General features: G+C 64.9%; 16 protein-coding genes. 2 read left to right on the top strand and 14 right to left on the bottom strand.

Annotation, left to right across the window (positions count from 1 at the left end):
• On the bottom strand, window positions 1-110 hold a 110-nt coding region (locus tag NWF34_RS25505), incomplete at its 3' end, for a transposase (protein ID WP_375295708.1).
• Window positions 111-133: 23 nt separating this feature from the next.
• A complete protein-coding gene (locus tag NWF34_RS24665; protein WP_005201356.1) occupies window positions 134-679 on the bottom strand; it encodes a cytochrome ubiquinol oxidase subunit I in 546 nt (181 codons plus the stop codon).
• A 450-nt stretch (window positions 680-1,129) separates the two neighbouring features.
• Here NWF34_RS24665 and NWF34_RS24660 point away from each other — a divergent pair, with 450 nt between their 5' ends.
• A complete protein-coding gene (locus NWF34_RS24660; protein ID WP_010844852.1) occupies window positions 1,130-1,390 on the top strand; it encodes a hypothetical protein in 261 nt (86 codons plus the stop codon).
• Window positions 1,391-1,448: 58 nt separating this feature from the next.
• Here the strand turns inward: NWF34_RS24660 and NWF34_RS24655 are convergent, their stop codons facing one another.
• The 12 genes from NWF34_RS24655 to NWF34_RS24600 all read right to left on the bottom strand — a co-directional run bounded on the left by NWF34_RS24655 (window position 1,449) and on the right by NWF34_RS24600 (window position 14,885).
• Window positions 1,449-3,161, bottom strand: a complete 1,713-nt coding sequence (locus NWF34_RS24655) for an aldehyde dehydrogenase family protein (RefSeq protein WP_006369840.1) — start codon at window positions 3,159-3,161, stop codon at window positions 1,449-1,451.
• Between the two features lie 46 nt (window positions 3,162-3,207).
• Window positions 3,208-3,867, bottom strand: coding sequence for a hypothetical protein (locus tag NWF34_RS24650; protein WP_005201351.1), 660 nt, complete (start codon window positions 3,865-3,867; stop codon window positions 3,208-3,210).
• 64 nt (window positions 3,868-3,931) lie between these two features.
• On the bottom strand, window positions 3,932-4,510 hold the full coding sequence (locus tag NWF34_RS24645) for a hypothetical protein (RefSeq protein ID WP_005201349.1): 579 nt from the start codon (window positions 4,508-4,510) through the stop codon (window positions 3,932-3,934).
• Window positions 4,486-5,904, bottom strand: a complete 1,419-nt coding sequence (locus NWF34_RS24640) for an MCE family protein (protein ID WP_005201346.1) — start codon at window positions 5,902-5,904, stop codon at window positions 4,486-4,488. The genes NWF34_RS24645 and NWF34_RS24640 overlap by 25 nt, the downstream gene beginning before the upstream one ends.
• On the bottom strand, window positions 5,901-7,058 hold the full coding sequence (locus NWF34_RS24635; protein WP_006369841.1) for an MCE family protein: 1,158 nt from the start codon (window positions 7,056-7,058) through the stop codon (window positions 5,901-5,903). The genes NWF34_RS24640 and NWF34_RS24635 overlap by 4 nt, the downstream gene beginning before the upstream one ends.
• Window positions 7,058-8,176 carry an MCE family protein gene (locus NWF34_RS24630; RefSeq protein WP_005201342.1) on the bottom strand — a complete coding sequence of 373 codons (1,119 nt, stop codon included), beginning with the start codon at window positions 8,174-8,176 and terminating at the stop codon, window positions 7,058-7,060. The genes NWF34_RS24635 and NWF34_RS24630 overlap by 1 nt, the downstream gene beginning before the upstream one ends.
• Window positions 8,173-9,162 carry an MCE family protein gene (locus NWF34_RS24625; protein WP_005201341.1) on the bottom strand — a complete coding sequence of 330 codons (990 nt, stop codon included), beginning with the start codon at window positions 9,160-9,162 and terminating at the stop codon, window positions 8,173-8,175. Before NWF34_RS24625 ends, NWF34_RS24630 begins: the two co-directional genes overlap by 4 nt.
• 29 nt (window positions 9,163-9,191) lie before the next feature.
• Entirely contained in the window at window positions 9,192-10,232 is a 1,041-nt protein-coding gene (locus tag NWF34_RS24620; RefSeq protein ID WP_005201339.1) for an MCE family protein, read from the bottom strand.
• Entirely contained in the window at window positions 10,229-11,395 is a 1,167-nt protein-coding gene (locus NWF34_RS24615; protein WP_005201337.1) for an MCE family protein, read from the bottom strand. The genes NWF34_RS24620 and NWF34_RS24615 overlap by 4 nt, the downstream gene beginning before the upstream one ends.
• Window positions 11,392-12,243 carry an ABC transporter permease gene (locus NWF34_RS24610; RefSeq protein ID WP_006369842.1) on the bottom strand — a complete coding sequence of 284 codons (852 nt, stop codon included), beginning with the start codon at window positions 12,241-12,243 and terminating at the stop codon, window positions 11,392-11,394. The genes NWF34_RS24615 and NWF34_RS24610 overlap by 4 nt, the downstream gene beginning before the upstream one ends.
• A gap of 57 nt (window positions 12,244-12,300) precedes the next feature.
• On the bottom strand, window positions 12,301-13,116 hold the full coding sequence (locus NWF34_RS24605; protein ID WP_005201333.1) for an ABC transporter permease: 816 nt from the start codon (window positions 13,114-13,116) through the stop codon (window positions 12,301-12,303).
• A complete protein-coding gene (locus tag NWF34_RS24600; protein ID WP_005201331.1) occupies window positions 13,113-14,885 on the bottom strand; it encodes a GMC oxidoreductase in 1,773 nt (590 codons plus the stop codon). Before NWF34_RS24600 ends, NWF34_RS24605 begins: the two co-directional genes overlap by 4 nt.
• 249 nt (window positions 14,886-15,134) lie before the next feature.
• Between NWF34_RS24600 and NWF34_RS24595 the strand changes: the two genes are divergently transcribed.
• Complete coding sequence (locus tag NWF34_RS24595; protein ID WP_005201328.1) at window positions 15,135-15,743, top strand: TetR family transcriptional regulator; 609 nt, start codon at window positions 15,135-15,137, stop codon at window positions 15,741-15,743.
• Window positions 15,744-16,188: the final 445 nt, after the last annotated feature.

The following is a 16,188-nucleotide window of genomic DNA, read 5'->3' as shown; positions in this document are numbered from 1 at the left end:
TTGACCCCCAGGTCTCGAGCGACCTGGGCGATCGGCTTACCTGTCTCCTCGACGATCCGGACCGCCCCATCACGAAACTCCCGGTCGTACTTCTTCCGCTTCTCTGGCATCGTGCTCCTCACTATCGATGCCTCTACGGTTCGGGGGGAACCTCATTGACCGAGACCACGCAGAACGTCCCGACGACCCCGGCGATGCCCATCGGAATCAGCATCAGCAGATGGCGTCGAGGCGGCATGCGGTCCCAGCCGTAGAGGTAGATCCCGAGGAAGATCGCCTCGACGAAGAACGACAGCCCTTCGAACGCGAATGGCAATCCCAGCACGTCACCGAACCGGCCCATCAAACCGGGCCACAGCAGACCCATCTCGAAGCTGAGGATCGTGCCCGAGACCGCGCCGATCGCGAACAGCACTGCCGACACCTTGGCCCACCGTCGGGCCAGTCCCATTGCGACAGGGCCGTCGCGCACGATGCCGCGACGGCGCATCACGAAGATCATCGTCGGGAACGCCACCCCGAAACACGCAAGGACGATGTGCCAGCCCAGGGACACCGCCATCTGCTGCCGGGCCGGCATCAGACCCGGAGGTTGCTGACCCTCCGCCACAACCAGCAATGCCTCGGCCAGGTACACGGTCGTCACCGTCGAGCAGGGCCGGTTGTTCCAGCCCGACACGTCGTCATCTGTACCGAAGGTAATCGCACGCAGATGAGGTTCCCGCCGGGGGTGGCCGGTAAACGCCACTGCCCCGCCGCCGGCTCGAGCTCGTGTCCGCAACGACGAGGGTGGGTCCGAGTTGCTCGACGACGATGAACAGCGCGTCGGGGACGGTCCGGCGGGTCAAGTCAGCGGCGGGATACGGTGTACCGGAAACCCGATTTCCGGGTGAAAAACTTTGTTTCGTACTCTTTTCCCCGTGAATCCCGCTGCTGCCGATGCGTTCGTGACCGAAACCACTTCGAGTGTTTGCGTGTGGTGCTCGTCCACCGACGAAATCGCGGAGTTCCGCGGCGAGAGGCGCGGACGGTGCTCAACCAGACGCGCACGCAGACTCCCCCTGCTGCTTCCCGGCGGCGAAGCGTCGAACCGCGACGACGACTGCCCACGAAGGCAGGCGGGAAGGCGGTGGCCACCAAGCCGCAGAATGTCAGGTCCGGCGTCGCCGGGCCGGCGAACGTCTCACGACCCGACCGCGCCGAGCTCATGAGCCGGGCGCAGAGCCTCCTGGCGCAGCTCACCGAGATCGAGGAACGTCTGCAGGTCGCGCAGAAGGATGGCGGCTTGAGTGGCAAGGCCAAGGTGTCCGACCTGACCGCGAAGCGCGACTCCGTGTTGCGCACGCTCGCCGCGTTGGAGAAGGCCAAGCGGGCGCTCGAGCCGGCCTGAGGTGGACGCACCACACCCCGTACGCTTCGTGACGGGGCACCTCGCTGCGCGCGGTGCGTCAGCCGCGTAAGGCGGACGCAAAGAGCGACGGCAGCCGGGTGGCCTTCGGATCTGCCGCGAATGCAACCATCTTTCGGCCTACATGGTGCGCATGCGTGTTCCTGACGAACCACGCCGGCTTCGGCGTGATCGACAGCTGGCCGGTGATCAGAGATCGGCTCAGCGGGCGGAACGGGCCGGTCACGACCGTGCGCTCTGTGTCGTCCACCAGTGATGCGTTGTGTACCAATCCGATTCCGCTCTCGACATCGACGAGGGTCGCACCGGGAAAGCCGCCCCATGGTGCTGCTGCGGTGAGATAACCGACCCCCGTCCACGCGTTGATCGCAATCGTGCCGTAGCGGAGCGATTCCACGAACCACTCGAACTCTCGACCGAGCTTGCGGCGGTATCTCGGGTGCACCAAGACGTTGGCGCCGAGAGTGCCCTCGAGCCGCTCATTGACGAAGCGGCTCGCTGCCCGGAGGTAGGCAATCCCGTCTCCGGGGATCTCCACGACGGCCAGCACGGGCGAGAAGTACTCCACGGTGAAGGCCTCGGCCACCTGGTCCGGTGAGAGCCCCTCGATCAGCAGCCGGCCGTTCTCGCGTGCGTTGGCCGTGGCGTGCCGGTCGGCTGCCGCGGCGACCCGTTGGTCGCTTCCGGGGTAATAGGCTGGCCGCGCGGGAGCCTTGTCGATCTGGTCGCGGAGTTCCCGGAGGAACTCCCCTTTCTTGGACCACTCGGACGGGATCACGGCAACCTGGGCGGCGATGCAGTTGTAGCCGCCGTTGTGCAGACGCTGGGTGGCCAGGTGCTCCGCCTGGAAACGGATGTCCTTGGCCGACCACCCGGTGGGGACGACGACGGTGGGTGATACGCCGCCGAGTTCACTGGTGATGGTCTTGCCGAGCTTCGGTACGCCGGCCCGGCGACGGGCCTCGCCTTCCGGGCCGGTGCCGAAGACGATGGCGTCGTGACTTGCCGAGCTTCCGGTGATGTGGACATGCGCCACATTCGGGTGATCGACGAGATACGAGCCGACCTCGACACCGCCCCTGACGACCTCCACGAAGCCGCGCTCGGACAGGGGTCGCAGGACGGCGTTGATCGCGTCGAACATCTCGCCCAAGACGGGGTTCAGTTTGAGGATCACGACGCGATTGTGCGCGATCAGCTCGTACAGGGTGTCCAGCACGGCGATCGAGGTGATGTTGCCGGCGCCGAGGACGACTGACATGCCGTGCGTCGTCGCGGGGTCGAGTTGCGCCAATCCCGCCGCCGACCGCGCCTGGGTGACACTCACCCCCGGCTTCAGCCAGACCTTGGCCGAGACGCCCGACAGCAGTAGCCGATCCCAGATCTGATGGGGAAAGACGTCGAGCGCAACACGACCGCCGGGAGCGACGGAAGTCGGTACGTGGGCGATGGGACTGTCGCCGCAGCTCAGGTCGCGCAGAGAACGGGCCAGCGTGGCAGCGTTCGTGATGACCGGGTACGGCCCCGACAGCCATTCTTCGCCTGCGAGCGGCGATGAGGGCGAGATCCGCTTCGCACGGCACGCGGCCTCAACCCAATCCGATGCCTGCTCGGCCGCCTGGTGCGCCACCTGTTGCAGAAGGTCGGCGCGCCGGGTCAGCGGGAGGTCTGCCCACCGGCGCTCGCCTGCGCTGAGTCGTAGCAGCGCACTGTCGAGCTCCGCGACTGTGGTGAAATCGGTGGTGAGAGTCATGAGTTGTTCTCCATGGTGTGGTGTGGATGGCTCAGGGTTTCCGCGGCTACACCGGTGTGAATTCGGAGATCTTCCAGCGATCGCCGTCCTTGGCCATCTGGACGCGAATGCGGCTGCCGTCGAGTCGCGGCCCCTCAGCGTCCTTCTTGGACGTCGTCTGGTTGACGAAGAGCAGGACGGTTGCGTGATCGGCGTCCGACGCGACGAGTGCGGCGTCGACCACCTCGGCGTTCGTGACGATCTGCTCCTTCTTGGCAGCAGGTTGAATAACTGATTCGCCCAGTTGGGTGTATTCGTCGAGGAACCTGCCGGTCAGCATGGTCTCGGCAGCTTCGGGCAGCGCGGTGTCGACTGTTCGGTAGTCATAACTGAGCAGTTTGGGGATGTCGGTACGTGCCGATGCAAGCGCGGACTGCCCCGCCGATGCCTCCGTCGTCGCCGCGCTCGTCGCGAACCACACGTAGCCGAGTCCACCGGCGCCGGCGATCACGAGTGCCGCCAGCACCCTGACCAACCCGTTACGCGCCTTTGTCGAAAGTCTGGCGGGCCAGCTCACAACGACGGGGCCGAGTCGTTTGACATGACCGCCGCGCACCTTGTCCTGCTTCTCGGCGCCGTCGGTAGGCGCCGCGTCGGTGTCGACGTCGCGATCCACCTCCGCCTCGGCGAACTCGGATGAGATATCTTGCTCCACAACCTTGTTCATGGCTTCCTCCTCGGTTCTGCCGCCTTCGCGTCGGTCGACGCCTCTTGGTCCGCGCTCCCCGCGTTCATGACACGAACTCCACGTTGCTGACCTTCCACGCATGGTCGGCGGCCGTCAGATCCACCTTCATCCGATAGACGCGTTGCTGCCCGTCGGGTGCCTCGGTGTTCTTGACGATCGAGCTGACCGCGGCCAGGACCTGCGCGGCGTCGTCGTCGGCGGTGATGATCCCCGCCTCCTTGACCGATCCAGTCGAGAGGACCTCGCCGGAGGAAAGGACCTGCTCGAACGACGTCGCCAGCTGTTCAAACTGCTGCTGAAAGGATCCGGTGGCGACGGACTTGATCCGATCCAGGTCGGCCTTCGACCGGCGGTAGTCGAGGCTGACGAGTCCGGCGACCACCTCGCGGGTGACGTCGAGTACCTCAGAGTTCCGCTTCTCGTCCTGCTTGGCCTGATAGAGATCGGTGCCCTTCACGCCGAGCAGCGCGAGCACCGCCACGAGGGCCGCCACCAGCGCCCACACGGTGACCACGGACCGGAGTGGAGCAGTGCCCGCCCCTTCGCCGGCGCTCTCCGGGCCGACCGCGTCGTCGTCGACTTCCGGACCGGTGGCCTCTACTTGATCAGTAACGACTGCCATGTCGCCTTTCCTTTCGCCGAAGCTGAGTTGGTGGGTGTTCCCACGAAGTACGTCACCCCGTCGGGCCCTCGGAACCTTCCGGTGGTCTCCGAATACGGCACCGGCTTCGACGCTGTACGTAAGCGCTTCGGCACCCTCTTCGCCCCTGGGTCACCGCCGGCGTCGCCCATAGAGTGCGGACGCGACAACATCTCCGGCCACGTGGACGGAAGTCCCCCGGGGCAATCGGCCACTAAGGGAGTCCTCACGCGGGGGTCGGTCGCGCACGGGACGTTCCGGGCGCCACGCGCCACCTTCGGGTTGTCGGGGCGCGCGTCGCAGTACTGGTCCGGAACCACCGGCACAGTCCGCATGTCCGATGCGTCACGACGTCGGCTGCCGCCATATCCCTCGGTGCACGGGGGCGGGTTCAGCGTGTTTCCGAGCTTGATGTCGAGTGGAGCCTGCGGACTCTGGCCGAGCGCGTAGCCGTCGACCGAGTTCAGGGTTCCCGACGTGAACGCCGGATAGACGGTCAGGATGTGCCGGAGGTTGGGGACGTTGACGCGCAGCACCTGTCCCACGGACTGGAGGTCGGCGAGCAGCGTCGGCAGCGTAGGCGTCAGCTCGGTCAGGGTGGCCGACACCTGGTCGGCTGCCGACGGGGTCTGGGTCAGCAGAGTCCGCAAGTGTTCATCGCTCAGCGCGAGCTGATCGGTGAACGACGCGAGGTTCGCCACCGCAGAGGTCAGGTCGGCGGCCACCCGGTTGCCAGTGGTCAACAGCGGTTCGGCGTCGTCGATCAGCCGGGTGGTGGGGCCGATATCGATCTGCGCCAACTCGAGCAGCCGCTGTGATGCGTCGATCAACCGAGCCAGGCGATCACCGGTCTGTCCTAGCCCGTCGGACACCTCGTCGACGGTCGTCTCCAGATTCTGGGGCGAGATCGTCGCAACGAGGTTCATGGTCCTCTCCAGGACGTCTTTGGTGGGCGTGGGCGCCTCATTGCCCTTGGCCGACAACACGTCTCCGTCCGTCAGCGCGGGCCCGCCGTTGTCGCGGGGAATCAGATCCACGTATTGTTCCCCGACCGCAGACTGACTCCTGATGTGCGCCGCACTGTTTCGCGGGATCGTGTTGTCCGAATCGATGCGCAGGGTGATGCGAACCGGCGCCGACAAGTCGGCCAGATCGACGTCTACCGAATCCACCCGTCCCACGGTTACACCTCGATAGGTCACCAGTCCGGTCTCGTAAATGCCGCCGGCGGTGTCGAACTCGGCGACCACGCGATACGATCCGATGCCGGTGACCCGACCGATGCCGACGTAGGTGACAGTCCCGTAGACTACGCTGACCACGGTGAGGACAGCGAATACGACGAGCTGCCATCGCACCAGTCTGGTGAGTTTCATCGGGGGCCCCCCATCCCGGCGGGCTGCGGTGAGGTCTTTTTCGATGGGCTGTGATCCGTTGTGGGGGTGCGCAGTCCGAATGGAGCGCGGAGTGGGTCCGCGGCTTGCCGCGAGGTCGCCATCCTGGCCAGGGCCACCTTGGGAATACTGCCGAGCACCTTGTCGCGTATGGCGCCCACCGACAGGTCGAGGGTCAGGAAGAGGTTCTGGTAGTCACCCTTCATTCCCTTGTCGATGACGGTCACCGGGAACGGAACGGTGAGCCCGACGATGAGCGAGCCGACCAGGTCGTCGCCGGACTCCTCGAGCCCCTTCAGTGCGGGACGGAGTTCCGCGGCAATGGAGTTCAGATCGGCGTTGCTGCGTGCGATCACGCTGCCCACCTTTGCGCCGAACACTCCTACGCGATCGAGCATCGTGACCAGCTCCTCGCGTTGGTCCGCCAGCACGGTCAGGGCGGGTTCCAGGTTGTCGATGCCCTCCGCCACGGTCGAACTCTGATCGGCCAGCGTGGCGCTGAGCTTGCCGAGCGAATCGATGGCGCGGCCGATGTCATCACGTTGCTTGTGTAGTCCGGAGACGAAGGTCTTGAGTTGAGATATCGCTCGGTTGGCAGCGGCTGTGCGGCCATCGGTGGCGTCGTTGAGCTCGGTCATGATCGACCGGAGCTGTTCGAGGCCACTGCCGTTGAGGATCAGCGACAAGGCCGCCAGCACCGACTCGGTCGACGGATAGGCTGCGGAGCTGTTGACATCGAGTGTGTCGCCGGGCAACAGCTTGCCCGGCGTCTGCTCCGCGGGAGGAATGAACTCCAGGTACTGCGCGCCCAGCACCGAGGTCTGTGCCAGCTTCACGGTCGAACCGTTCGGGATCTCCACTCCCTCGGAGAGCTCCACGTCCACTTCGGCGAACGACTCGCGCACTGTGATGGACCGGATCTGCCCGACATTCGCGTTGTCGAGCTTGACCAGGGAGTTCGACACCAGGTTCTGCACGTCGGCTAACTGGACGGTGATGCTGTAGCTGTCACCGGAGACGGCGTCGCCTGGCAGTGACAACGAGTTGGCGCCGTCGAACCGACAGCCCGCCACCGTCGACATCGCGACGGCCGCCGCGATCAGTCCCGCGCCGACGTGAAAGCGCTTGTGTCCCATCAGCGTCCTCCCTCCTCGGGGCGACCGGTCGAGCGTGCCATCTCGGACGTGATGACCCGGGTCAGGGTGGTCTCGGCCTTCTGGCATTCCGACTTGGGAGCGTCCACGGTTGTCAGCAGTGCACAGATGAGCGACACCGGATCCGGGAAGTCGGCCACCGCGAGACCGGCCGTCAGTGAGTTCGAGTCCGGGTCGTAGATGTTGTAGAGGTTCGACAGCGCGGTCGGCGCCGTGTGCAGGATCTGAGCCAGATCGTCCTGCCTGTCGACGAGCAGTCGGGACACCCTGGTGAGGTCCTTGACGTCACGGCTTAGCGCACCCTGGTTCTGCTTCAAGTAGTCGCGCAGGCGTGGGGCCATCGAGTTGAGGGCACGGATCGCGGCATCGAGTTGCGTCCGATTGTCGTCGAGCACGGCCGACGCGTCGTCGAGTTGCGAGGCGAAACCGACGATCTGCTGGTCGGCGGTGCGCAGCGCGGTGACGACCTGCTGGAGATTGCGGACTGTGCTGAACAGGTCGGGGCCGGCCGCGGAGAGCGTCCTCATCGCGTCGGAGAGCGCATCGACCGACTTCCGGAGTGAGCCGCCGCTGGTGTCGAGCGCACCGGCCGAGGTGTCGATGAGTCGGCTGAGCGCCCCCTTCTCATCGCCGGTGGAAGGTCCGAGTTGGTGCGCGAGGTCGGTCACCTGCTTCTTGATCTCGTCGTACCCGACCGGGACCGCGGTCCGGCCGACCTCCACCACGGCATCGTCTTCCAGCGCACCAGCCGGCGATCGCTTGACCGGGTTGACGAACTGAACATACCGACCGGAGACGAGGGTCGGCGCCACGATCGCCGCCCGTGCCTCGGAGTCCACGTACGCCGAGTCGTCGTACGAGACCTCGACGCGAACCTTCGCCGGTGTGGCCTCCACTGCTTCGACAGTGCCGATGGTGACGCCGCGCATCTTGACCGGATCGCCGACGAACAGCCCGGTGCCGTCCGTGAACCAGATTGTGGCCCGTGAGGTGTGCGTGCTCTCCCATACCTTCGCCGCGGTCACGGCCACCATGGCGACGATGACGAGGGCGATGACCGCGGGCCCGCCGAGTCGGTTGACGGCTGATGACGTGCTCATCGCCCGCCTCCCGGACTGCCCGGCTGCTGGCCGCGGAGATTGGCCGGCGTGATGTTCTGGAGCAGTACTGAGAAGAACGGTCCGCTGCCCAGGACGTCGGCGAATTGCATGACGAATGTGCGCATCCCCTTGATCGACTTTTCGAGGTTGGCGTAGTTGGCGTTGAGCGTGGCCGTCACCTGACGGACCTCCTCGAGCATCTGTGGGGTGGACGATCCGGTGTCATGGACGAACGTCTCTATCTCGGTGGATACTGCGCGCAGGCTGGTGAGCAGCCTGCGGATCACCTCGGCCCGATCGACGAGGGTCTCGAACAGCACCGACCCGTCGTCGATGAGCCTGGTGATGTTGCCCTTTCGCTCGGCCAGCACGTCGGAAACCGAATCGGCCTTCTGCAGAAGCGTCCGGATTCCGGCATCGCGCGACGACACCGTCCGTGCCGCAGCGGCGACGTTCTCCAGGGAGCCGCCGATGTCGGACGGGAGATCGTTCATGACCTTGTCGAGGCTCTCGACCGCGTCGACGACGCTCTTCTTGTCGGTGTCTCCGACGGTCTCGGTGAGCTGGTCGAGTGACTCGGTGAGGTCGAAGCCGGAACTTGTCCGCGACACCGGGATTCGGTCGCCGAGCTCGCCGGGGCCGGCGGTCGTGAGTTGGACGAAGCGACGCCCGAGCGCGGTCTCGACCTTGATCGAGGCCGTGGTCTCGGAACCGAGCTTCTCCCAGCCGTCGGTGAGCCGCATCGTCACGTCGACGTGGTCCTCGGCGAGCTCGATCGACTGCACACTCCCCGCGGCCACGCCGGCGATGTGCACTTCGTCGTCGGGATTCAGGCCACTGGCGTCGGAGAACTCGGCGACCACGACGGTCACGCCGGGCAGGAACGGAATCGAGCGGTAGTTGAACGCGAGCGCGAGAACCGCGAGTATCGCGCCGATTCCGATTAGACCGGCCCGGATTCGACGGCGGGAGTCGTCAGATCTCATGATGTTTTGACCTCATCTGGTTGTCTCCCTCACTTACAGCGCCGAGCTGGGACTTGGACCATCGGTGTGTCCGCATGTCCGCCGTCGAGCGTCGGATAGCGGATCGCGAGGCCGCACACGAAGAAGTTCACAAAACTGCCGTAGCCCGACGACCTGCCCAGAAGCCGATAGGCCTCCGGCATCTTCGCGAGCAGCATGTTGATCGTTGAAGTGTTGCTGTTCAGGTTCTGGGCCAGACCGCGCAGATGCTCGATGTCGGAGGTGAGATCGGGGCGGGCTCGGGACAGCAGCTCGTCGAGCTCGGTGGTCGCGCCCGCGATGTTCGTGAGGCCGTCGGCGATCAGCCGGCGATCACCGGCAAGCTCGGAGACCAGCTCCTGCAACTGGACGACGACGCTGCCGAAGGCCTCCCGGCGATCCGCTACCGTTACGAGCACGGTGTTCAGATCGGTGACCACCGATCCGATCGTCGCGTCGCGATCGGCGATGGTTTCGCCGAGTTCACCCATTTGGGTGATCAGATCGCTGATATCGGCTGTGCGGCCGTTGAGTACCGAGACCAGCGCAGCGGACAGCTTGTTGGTCTGCTCTGGATTCACCCCGGTCAGTAGGGGTTTGAACCCGTTGACGAGTGCATCCATGTCGAGAGCCGGCTTGGTCTGCGATACCGGGATCACGCTGTCGGCTGACCGCCTCCTACCCACGTCTCCGGGGTCGGTCTTCAGCTCGAGGTACCGATCACCGATCAGGTTCTTGTACCTGATGTAGGCGTTGGTGGTGGTCGTCACCGGGATGTGGGAGTCGACGTCCATACGGACCTCTGCTCCCAGACCCGTCTGCGCAGCCGCACCGGAGTCCACGATGTCCACATCGGTGACCTTCCCGACCACCACACCGGCCACCTTGACGTCGTCGCCGGTCCGCAGGCCGGATGCGGACATGAACTGAGCGCGGAAAACCGTTGTCGGACCGAAACGCAGGTCGCCGACGATCACGAACAGAGCCGAGGTGATCAGCGAGCTGACAGCGAGAAAGATCCCCAGCTTGATGGCCGGTCCGGTGATTGTCATTTCGTCATTCCGTAGATCATCGAGGCGAACGGGTTTCCGATGACGTCTTCGATCGACTTCACATCGCGGTACGCGTGACTGCCGTCGTCGAAGTCGACGTGCCCCGGCCCCTTTTCGCCGGGTGCGCGCGGGTAGCCGTAGCAGCTCGGTCCCGCCGTTCCTGCCGTGTGTTCGGGCGCGTCGATGCCCGGTCGGTATGGCGGGTCGCCGATGAGCAGGGTGCCGACGATGTCGAGGCCCGGTCTCGCTCCGCCGAACGCCCGCTCGAGATATTTGCGGCTCGTGTTCAGTCCGTCCAGGAAGCACGGGTAGATCGGTCCGTAGTCTCCGAGCACCTGCGCCGGCGGCGCCAGGGCGTCGGCGGCCTTCACCAGTGGCGTGCCCGCGTTAGTCATGAACCGGTTGCCGGTGTTCCCGAACTCGGTGAAGCTCAACAGGAACGCAGTCAGCTGCGACTGGTTCTCCACAATCGTCTTCGAGGTGGTGGTGAGGTGACGGACGGTGGCCATCAGGTCCGGTGACAGTCCGGCGAATGTGTCGAGATTGTCCGCACCGAGCTCGAGATCCCGTTGCAGAGTTGGCAGTGACTTGTTGAAGGTCGCGAGGTAGGTGTTCACCGAGTCGACCAGCTCGCCGAGCTTCTCGCCCCGATCGACGGTGCCGGTCTGCACAGCGGTCAGGGTTGCATTCACCCGCGCCGGGTCCACACGGTCGAGAATTCCGACAAGCAACTCGAAAGTGTCGTAGACCTCGACCGGCGTTTGCGAGGTGTCGATGGTGGCACCGGCGCTCAACGTCGATGCCGCCGGCTGCTCCGGCATCGTCAGCGCGACGTACTTGCGGCCGAAGAGCGTGGTCGGCTCCATCTCCGCCCGGACGTTCGTCGGCAGATCGCCGAGCTGGTCTTCCTCCACCGCCAGCTCGATGCGAGCGTGATCGCCGTACACGTCGACAGATGCGACACGACCGATCACTACGCCGTACAGCTTGACGTCCGATCCAGGCACCAGCAGCAGCCCCGTGCGCGGGGCGTTCAGGTAGATGGACCCGGTGGCCTGGAACCTGCCGTTGTACGACATCAGCGCAGCCACGACGACGCCCACCACCACGGCGAAGGCGACGAACGCGTACAGCAGGTGTTGTCTGCGTGAGTGTTCGATCATCCCGACACCCGCACAGTCGCGTGGACGCCGCCGTACAAGGCGATACCGACGATGAAGTCGACCATCATGATGATGATCAGTGACGTGCGGACGGCGTGGCCGACAGCGACGCCGACCCCGGCCGGTCCACCGCTGGCGTTGTAGCCGTAGTAGCAGTGCACCGCCATCACGGCGACCGCCATGACGATCACCTTCAACAGTGAGATCGCGATGTCACCGGGCTGCAAGAACAGCCGGAAGTAGTGGTCGTAGGTGCCCGGCGACTGGTCCGACAGGAACACGCTCACGAACTTGGTGGCGGCGTACCCGGTGAAGAGGGCGATCGCGTACAGCGGCACCACAGCGGCGAGTCCCGCCGCGATCCGCGTCGACACCAGATAGGGCAGCGACTGAACCGACATCACCTCGAGCGCGTCGATCTCCTCGCTCACGCGCATGGCACCGAGTTGCGCAGTGAAACCGGAGCCCACCGTCGCCGTGAGTGCGACGCCAGCAATGACCGGGATCGCTTCGCGGGTGTTGAAGAAGGCGGAAATGAAGCCCGACATCGCTTCCACACCGACGCGCCCCAGTGAACTCGATCCCTGTTGACCGACCTCGTATCCGGCTGCAGCCGTGAGGAATCCGATGATCACGACGGTCCCGCCGATGATGGCGAGTGCACCTGCGCCGAGCGACACCTCAGCTAGCAGGCGCAAGGTCTCGCGACGATAGTGGGTCATCGCCTTGGGTACCGCCCGCAGCGCCACCCCGTAGAACGCCAGTTTCTCTCCGAAGGATTCGGCGGGCTTCAGCGCCTTCCCGGCGTCCAACCGGTCGGTCAGTCGCCGCGACGGTTCGGTGGGCATCTGAGTCGATGTCAACGTGGTCCCTGCTCTTGTGTTCGCGCAGTCATGTCGAGGCCTTCAGTGCAGTGCGAGCGTGGTGATGACCGCGTTCGCGAGGAACAGCAGCACAAAGCTGAAGACAACGGTCTGGTTCACGGCGTCGCCGACACCCTTCGGTCCGCCTCCCGCGTTGAAGCCGAGATGGCAGGCCACCAGTGCGGCCAGCAGACCGAAGATGCCGGCCTTGAGCTCGCTGATGAGTAGGTCGGGAATTCCGGTGAGGATCGGGATCGCGGTGATGTATTGACCCGGCGTGGCACCTTGGAGGAAGACGCCGTACACGTATCCCCCGGCCAGGCCGATGGCGGTCACCAGGCCGTTCAGGAACACCGCGACGCCGCAGGAGGCGATCACGCGCGGAACTGCGAGTCGCTGGATCGGGTCGATACCGAGCACCTTCATGGCGTCGATCTCTTCGCGGATGGTGCGCGAACCGAGATCGGCGCAGATCGCGGTGGCACCTGCGCCCGCGACGACGAGAACCGTGACGATGGGTCCGATCTCTCGGATGACGGCCACACCCGCGCCCGCACCGGACAGGTCGATCGCACCGATCTCGTTCAGCAGAACGTTGATCTGGAACACCACCATGACGCAGAACGGGATCGACATCAGCATGGTCGGGACAATCGATACGCTCGCGATGAACCACGCCTGCGCCACCAGCTCACGCCACTGGAAGGGACGCCGTGGGAGCATCTTGACGATGCCCCAGAAGGTGAGGAAGAAGTCGCCGACCATTTCGGTACCGTGGCGCGCCTTCTTGAGAACCGGTGCGAGCGTTGACGATTGGCGTCGTTCCGGGAGCGCTGTTTCGGGGGCGAGTGCGCTCATCGGGCGTCGGAGCTCTCACGCGTTGCGGCCCGCGAGATCTTCTCGTCTGCCACTCGACGGACAGGAATGATGGGCAGTCGCAGCGCTCCAGGCGCCGAGACCGGCACGATCGGCGACCGGGGTTCGGTGGGCTCGATGCGCCGATAACCCGAACCCTGGATCGGGCGAAGGTCCTTCTCCCCCTTGTTCGGCCACAACGCGGCGGCCCGCTCGGCCTGAGCAGCTATGGTCAGCGACGGGTTGACGCCCAGATTCGCGGACACGGCCGAACCGTCGACCACACTCAGCGACGGATAGCCGTACACGCGGTGATATGGGTCGATCACACCGTTGTCCTCATCGTCCCCGATCACGCATCCGCCGAGGAAGTGTGCGGTCATCGGCACGTTGAACACCTCGCCCCACGTTCCGGCGGAGGTGCCGCCGATCTTCTCGGCGATGCGCCGCGTGGCTTCGTTGCCCGCGGGGATCCAGGTGGGATTGGGCTCGCCGTGCCCCTGCTTGCTGGTGAGCCGGCGACCGAACAGACCGCGCTTTGTGAAAGTGGTGATCGAGTTGTCGAGGTTTTGCATCACCAGTGCGATCACGGTCCGCTCGCTCCAGCCCTTCACCGCCAGGACACGTGCTGTGGCGAGTGGATCCCGGAGCGCGACGCCGATGAATCGCAGCCATCGCGGCAACCGTCCGTCGCCGTCGGTCATCGGCGCCTGCAACAACCCCATCGCGTTGGAGCCCTTGCCGTATCGGACGGGTTCGACGTGGGTGTCCGGCGTGGGGTAGAACGACGACGTGATCGCCACGCCCTTGGTGAGGTCGAGGGATTCGTCGACGCGGTAACGGGTGGCCCCGAGGATCGACTCGGAGTTGGTCCTGGTCAACTCGCCCAGTCGCGTCGAGAGCTCAGGAAGGCGGCCGGAGTCCTTGAGCTTGTGCAGCAACTGCTGGGTACCCCAGGTACCCGCCGCGAAGACGACATTGTGAGCGGTGAACGCCTTCTCGCGCTTACGAATCCAGGCACCGGTCTTGACTGTGTCGACTGTCCAGGAGCCATCGGGTCGCTGACGCACGTCGGTGACGGTGGTCAGCGGATTCACCACCACTCCAGCGCGTTCGGCGAGCCCGAGGTAGTTCTTGAGCAGCGTGTTCTTGGCACCGTGACGGCAACCTGTCATGCACTCGCCGCACTCGATGCAGCCGGTGCGATCCGGTCCGACCCCACCGAAGTAGGGATCCGACACGGTACGACCGGGCTCGCCGAAGTACACCCCGACCGGAGTCTGGACAAACGTGTCGCCGACACTCATGTCGTCGGCCACCGACCGGATGATCTCGTCGGCAGGCGTCATGTGCGGGTTGGTGACCACGCCCAGCATGCGACGCGCCTGGTCGTAGTAGGGCGTCAGCTCGTCTTCCCAGTCTGTGATGTGCGCCCACTGCGGATCGCCGAAGAATGCTGATCCCGGCTGGTAAAGGGTGTTGGCGTAGTTGAGAGAGCCCCCCCCGACTCCCGCCCCGGCCAAGATGACACAGTCGCGAAGTAGGTGGATGCGCTGAATCCCGTACGCACCCAGCTTCGGCGCCCACAGGAATCGTCGAACGTCCCAGCTGGTCTTGGCGAAGTCCGCATCGTCGAATCTGCGGCCGGCTTCGAGAACGCCGACCCGGTAGCCCTTCTCTGCCAGGCGAAGGGCGGTGACGCTGCCGCCGAACCCGGAGCCGATCACCAGGACGTCGTAGTCGGTGTCTTTCTCGCTCGCCTCAGCGTTCATTGGATGCTCGCAATCGTCTGTGGGCGTGGGTATTACGTGGCTGATTGAGCCTCTACAGGAACACGTCCCTGTGATGACCGTGTGCCGGTCGCCGCTTCTGTCCGTCCTGGCCAAGCGGGGCGGTGCGGCCGGACACAGTGTGTTGACACTGTGAGATGAACTGTATTGTTTCTACACATAATTGCCTAATGTGTCAAACACTCAGGCGGGCGCCTTAGGCCTGCATGCCAATTCGGGCATGATGGACACATGGCTACGCCCCCGAGCTTCCACGACGAAGTACGCGACCTGCTGCGCGATCGCATACTCGACTCCGCTCGCGATCTCGTGGTGGAACGGGGATGGTCCGCGGTGAACATGTCCCGGGTGGCGCGCGAGGTCGGAATCAGCCGTACGACCCTCTACAACGAGGTCGGGACCAGGGATCAGCTTGCGGCATCGCTGATCGCACGCGAGGCAGACCGCTTCCTCCACGGGGTCGTCGAGGGCATCGCGGACGAACAGGACATCGTTGACGGACTCACAGCCGCCGCGGAGCGCACACTGACCCTTGGTGAGGACAACGAGCTTCTGATGTCGATCATCTCGGGCAGACTCCAGGGCGGCGAACTCCTGTCGCTGGTCACCGTCGACTCAGAGGTCGTCCTCGGGCGGGCGACGCAGGTGGTAGCCGATCAGATCCGTTCTCGGAAGCCCGATCTCGACGAATTCGCGCTGGAGTCGATCACCGAGATCTTCGTACGACTCACCGTGAGCCACCTGCTCCAGCTCCGGGGTTCGCGTGCCGAATCCGTCGTGCAGATCCACGCTGTCATTCTCGCCTTGTTCGCAAGCCCGCCAGCTCCCCCGGCGGGATGACGCGTGGACGGAACAAGCCAAGCCGAGCGCTTTGAGAACACTGATCCCCATCTTCGGGAATCGCTTGTGCAGCCAGGTGGCCAGCGCCATTCCCAGGGAAAGATGGCCTCACGCCGGTTGGTGCGTATCGCCCGGACAGTTCGTCGAGCGACGTCTTCGGGCTCCAGAACCGGAAACCACTGCGACATCCGGGGGTACCACCCCATGTCTGCATCGTTCCGTTCGAAGTAGTCGGTGTTGACCTCCGAAGGGCAGACGAGTGAGACTCCGATGCCATAACGACCGACTTCCTCGCCGAGACTGTTCGAGAACCCCACCATGGCGGCCATAACGGTGGCTAGAACGAACCGGCTGGTGTCCTCGGCGAGGCGGCAGACGTTGAGGTGTGGCTGAGAATTGCCGCGTAGGCGATGCTGGCTGACTTGTAACGACCGTGCGCTTCGGA

Source organism: Gordonia sp. GONU (genome assembly GCF_024733855.1).
In the GTDB taxonomy this organism is placed as follows: domain Bacteria; phylum Actinomycetota; class Actinomycetes; order Mycobacteriales; family Mycobacteriaceae; genus Gordonia; species Gordonia amicalis.
The sequence above is the reverse complement of the archived record's forward strand: the minus strand, read 5'-3'. Positions and strand labels throughout refer to the sequence as shown.

What these genes read in the sequence shown, in the direction of transcription:
- NWF34_RS24645 (WP_005201349.1), bottom strand. Translation starts at nt 4,510, where the DNA reads ATGGCAGTCGTTACTGATCAAGTAGAGGCCACCGGTCCGGAAGTCGAC.
- NWF34_RS24655 (WP_006369840.1), bottom strand. Translation starts at nt 3,161, where the DNA reads ATGACTCTCACCACCGATTTCACCACAGTCGCGGAGCTCGACAGTGCG.
- NWF34_RS24640 (WP_005201346.1), bottom strand. Translation starts at nt 5,904, where the DNA reads ATGAAACTCACCAGACTGGTGCGATGGCAGCTCGTCGTATTCGCTGTC.
- NWF34_RS24625 (WP_005201341.1), bottom strand. Translation starts at nt 9,162, where the DNA reads ATGAGATCTGACGACTCCCGCCGTCGAATCCGGGCCGGTCTAATCGGA.
- NWF34_RS24635 (WP_006369841.1), bottom strand. Translation starts at nt 7,058, where the DNA reads ATGGGACACAAGCGCTTTCACGTCGGCGCGGGACTGATCGCGGCGGCC.
- NWF34_RS24610 (WP_006369842.1), bottom strand. Translation starts at nt 12,243, where the DNA reads ATGCCCACCGAACCGTCGCGGCGACTGACCGACCGGTTGGACGCCGGG.
- NWF34_RS24630 (WP_005201342.1), bottom strand. Translation starts at nt 8,176, where the DNA reads ATGAGCACGTCATCAGCCGTCAACCGACTCGGCGGGCCCGCGGTCATC.
- NWF34_RS24650 (WP_005201351.1), bottom strand. Translation starts at nt 3,867, where the DNA reads ATGAACAAGGTTGTGGAGCAAGATATCTCATCCGAGTTCGCCGAGGCG.
- NWF34_RS24595 (WP_005201328.1), top strand. Translation starts at nt 15,135, where the DNA reads ATGGCTACGCCCCCGAGCTTCCACGACGAAGTACGCGACCTGCTGCGC.
- NWF34_RS24615 (WP_005201337.1), bottom strand. Translation starts at nt 11,395, where the DNA reads ATGATCGAACACTCACGCAGACAACACCTGCTGTACGCGTTCGTCGCC.
- NWF34_RS24605 (WP_005201333.1), bottom strand. Translation starts at nt 13,116, where the DNA reads ATGAGCGCACTCGCCCCCGAAACAGCGCTCCCGGAACGACGCCAATCG.
- NWF34_RS24620 (WP_005201339.1), bottom strand. Translation starts at nt 10,232, where the DNA reads ATGACAATCACCGGACCGGCCATCAAGCTGGGGATCTTTCTCGCTGTC.
- NWF34_RS24600 (WP_005201331.1), bottom strand. Translation starts at nt 14,885, where the DNA reads ATGAACGCTGAGGCGAGCGAGAAAGACACCGACTACGACGTCCTGGTG.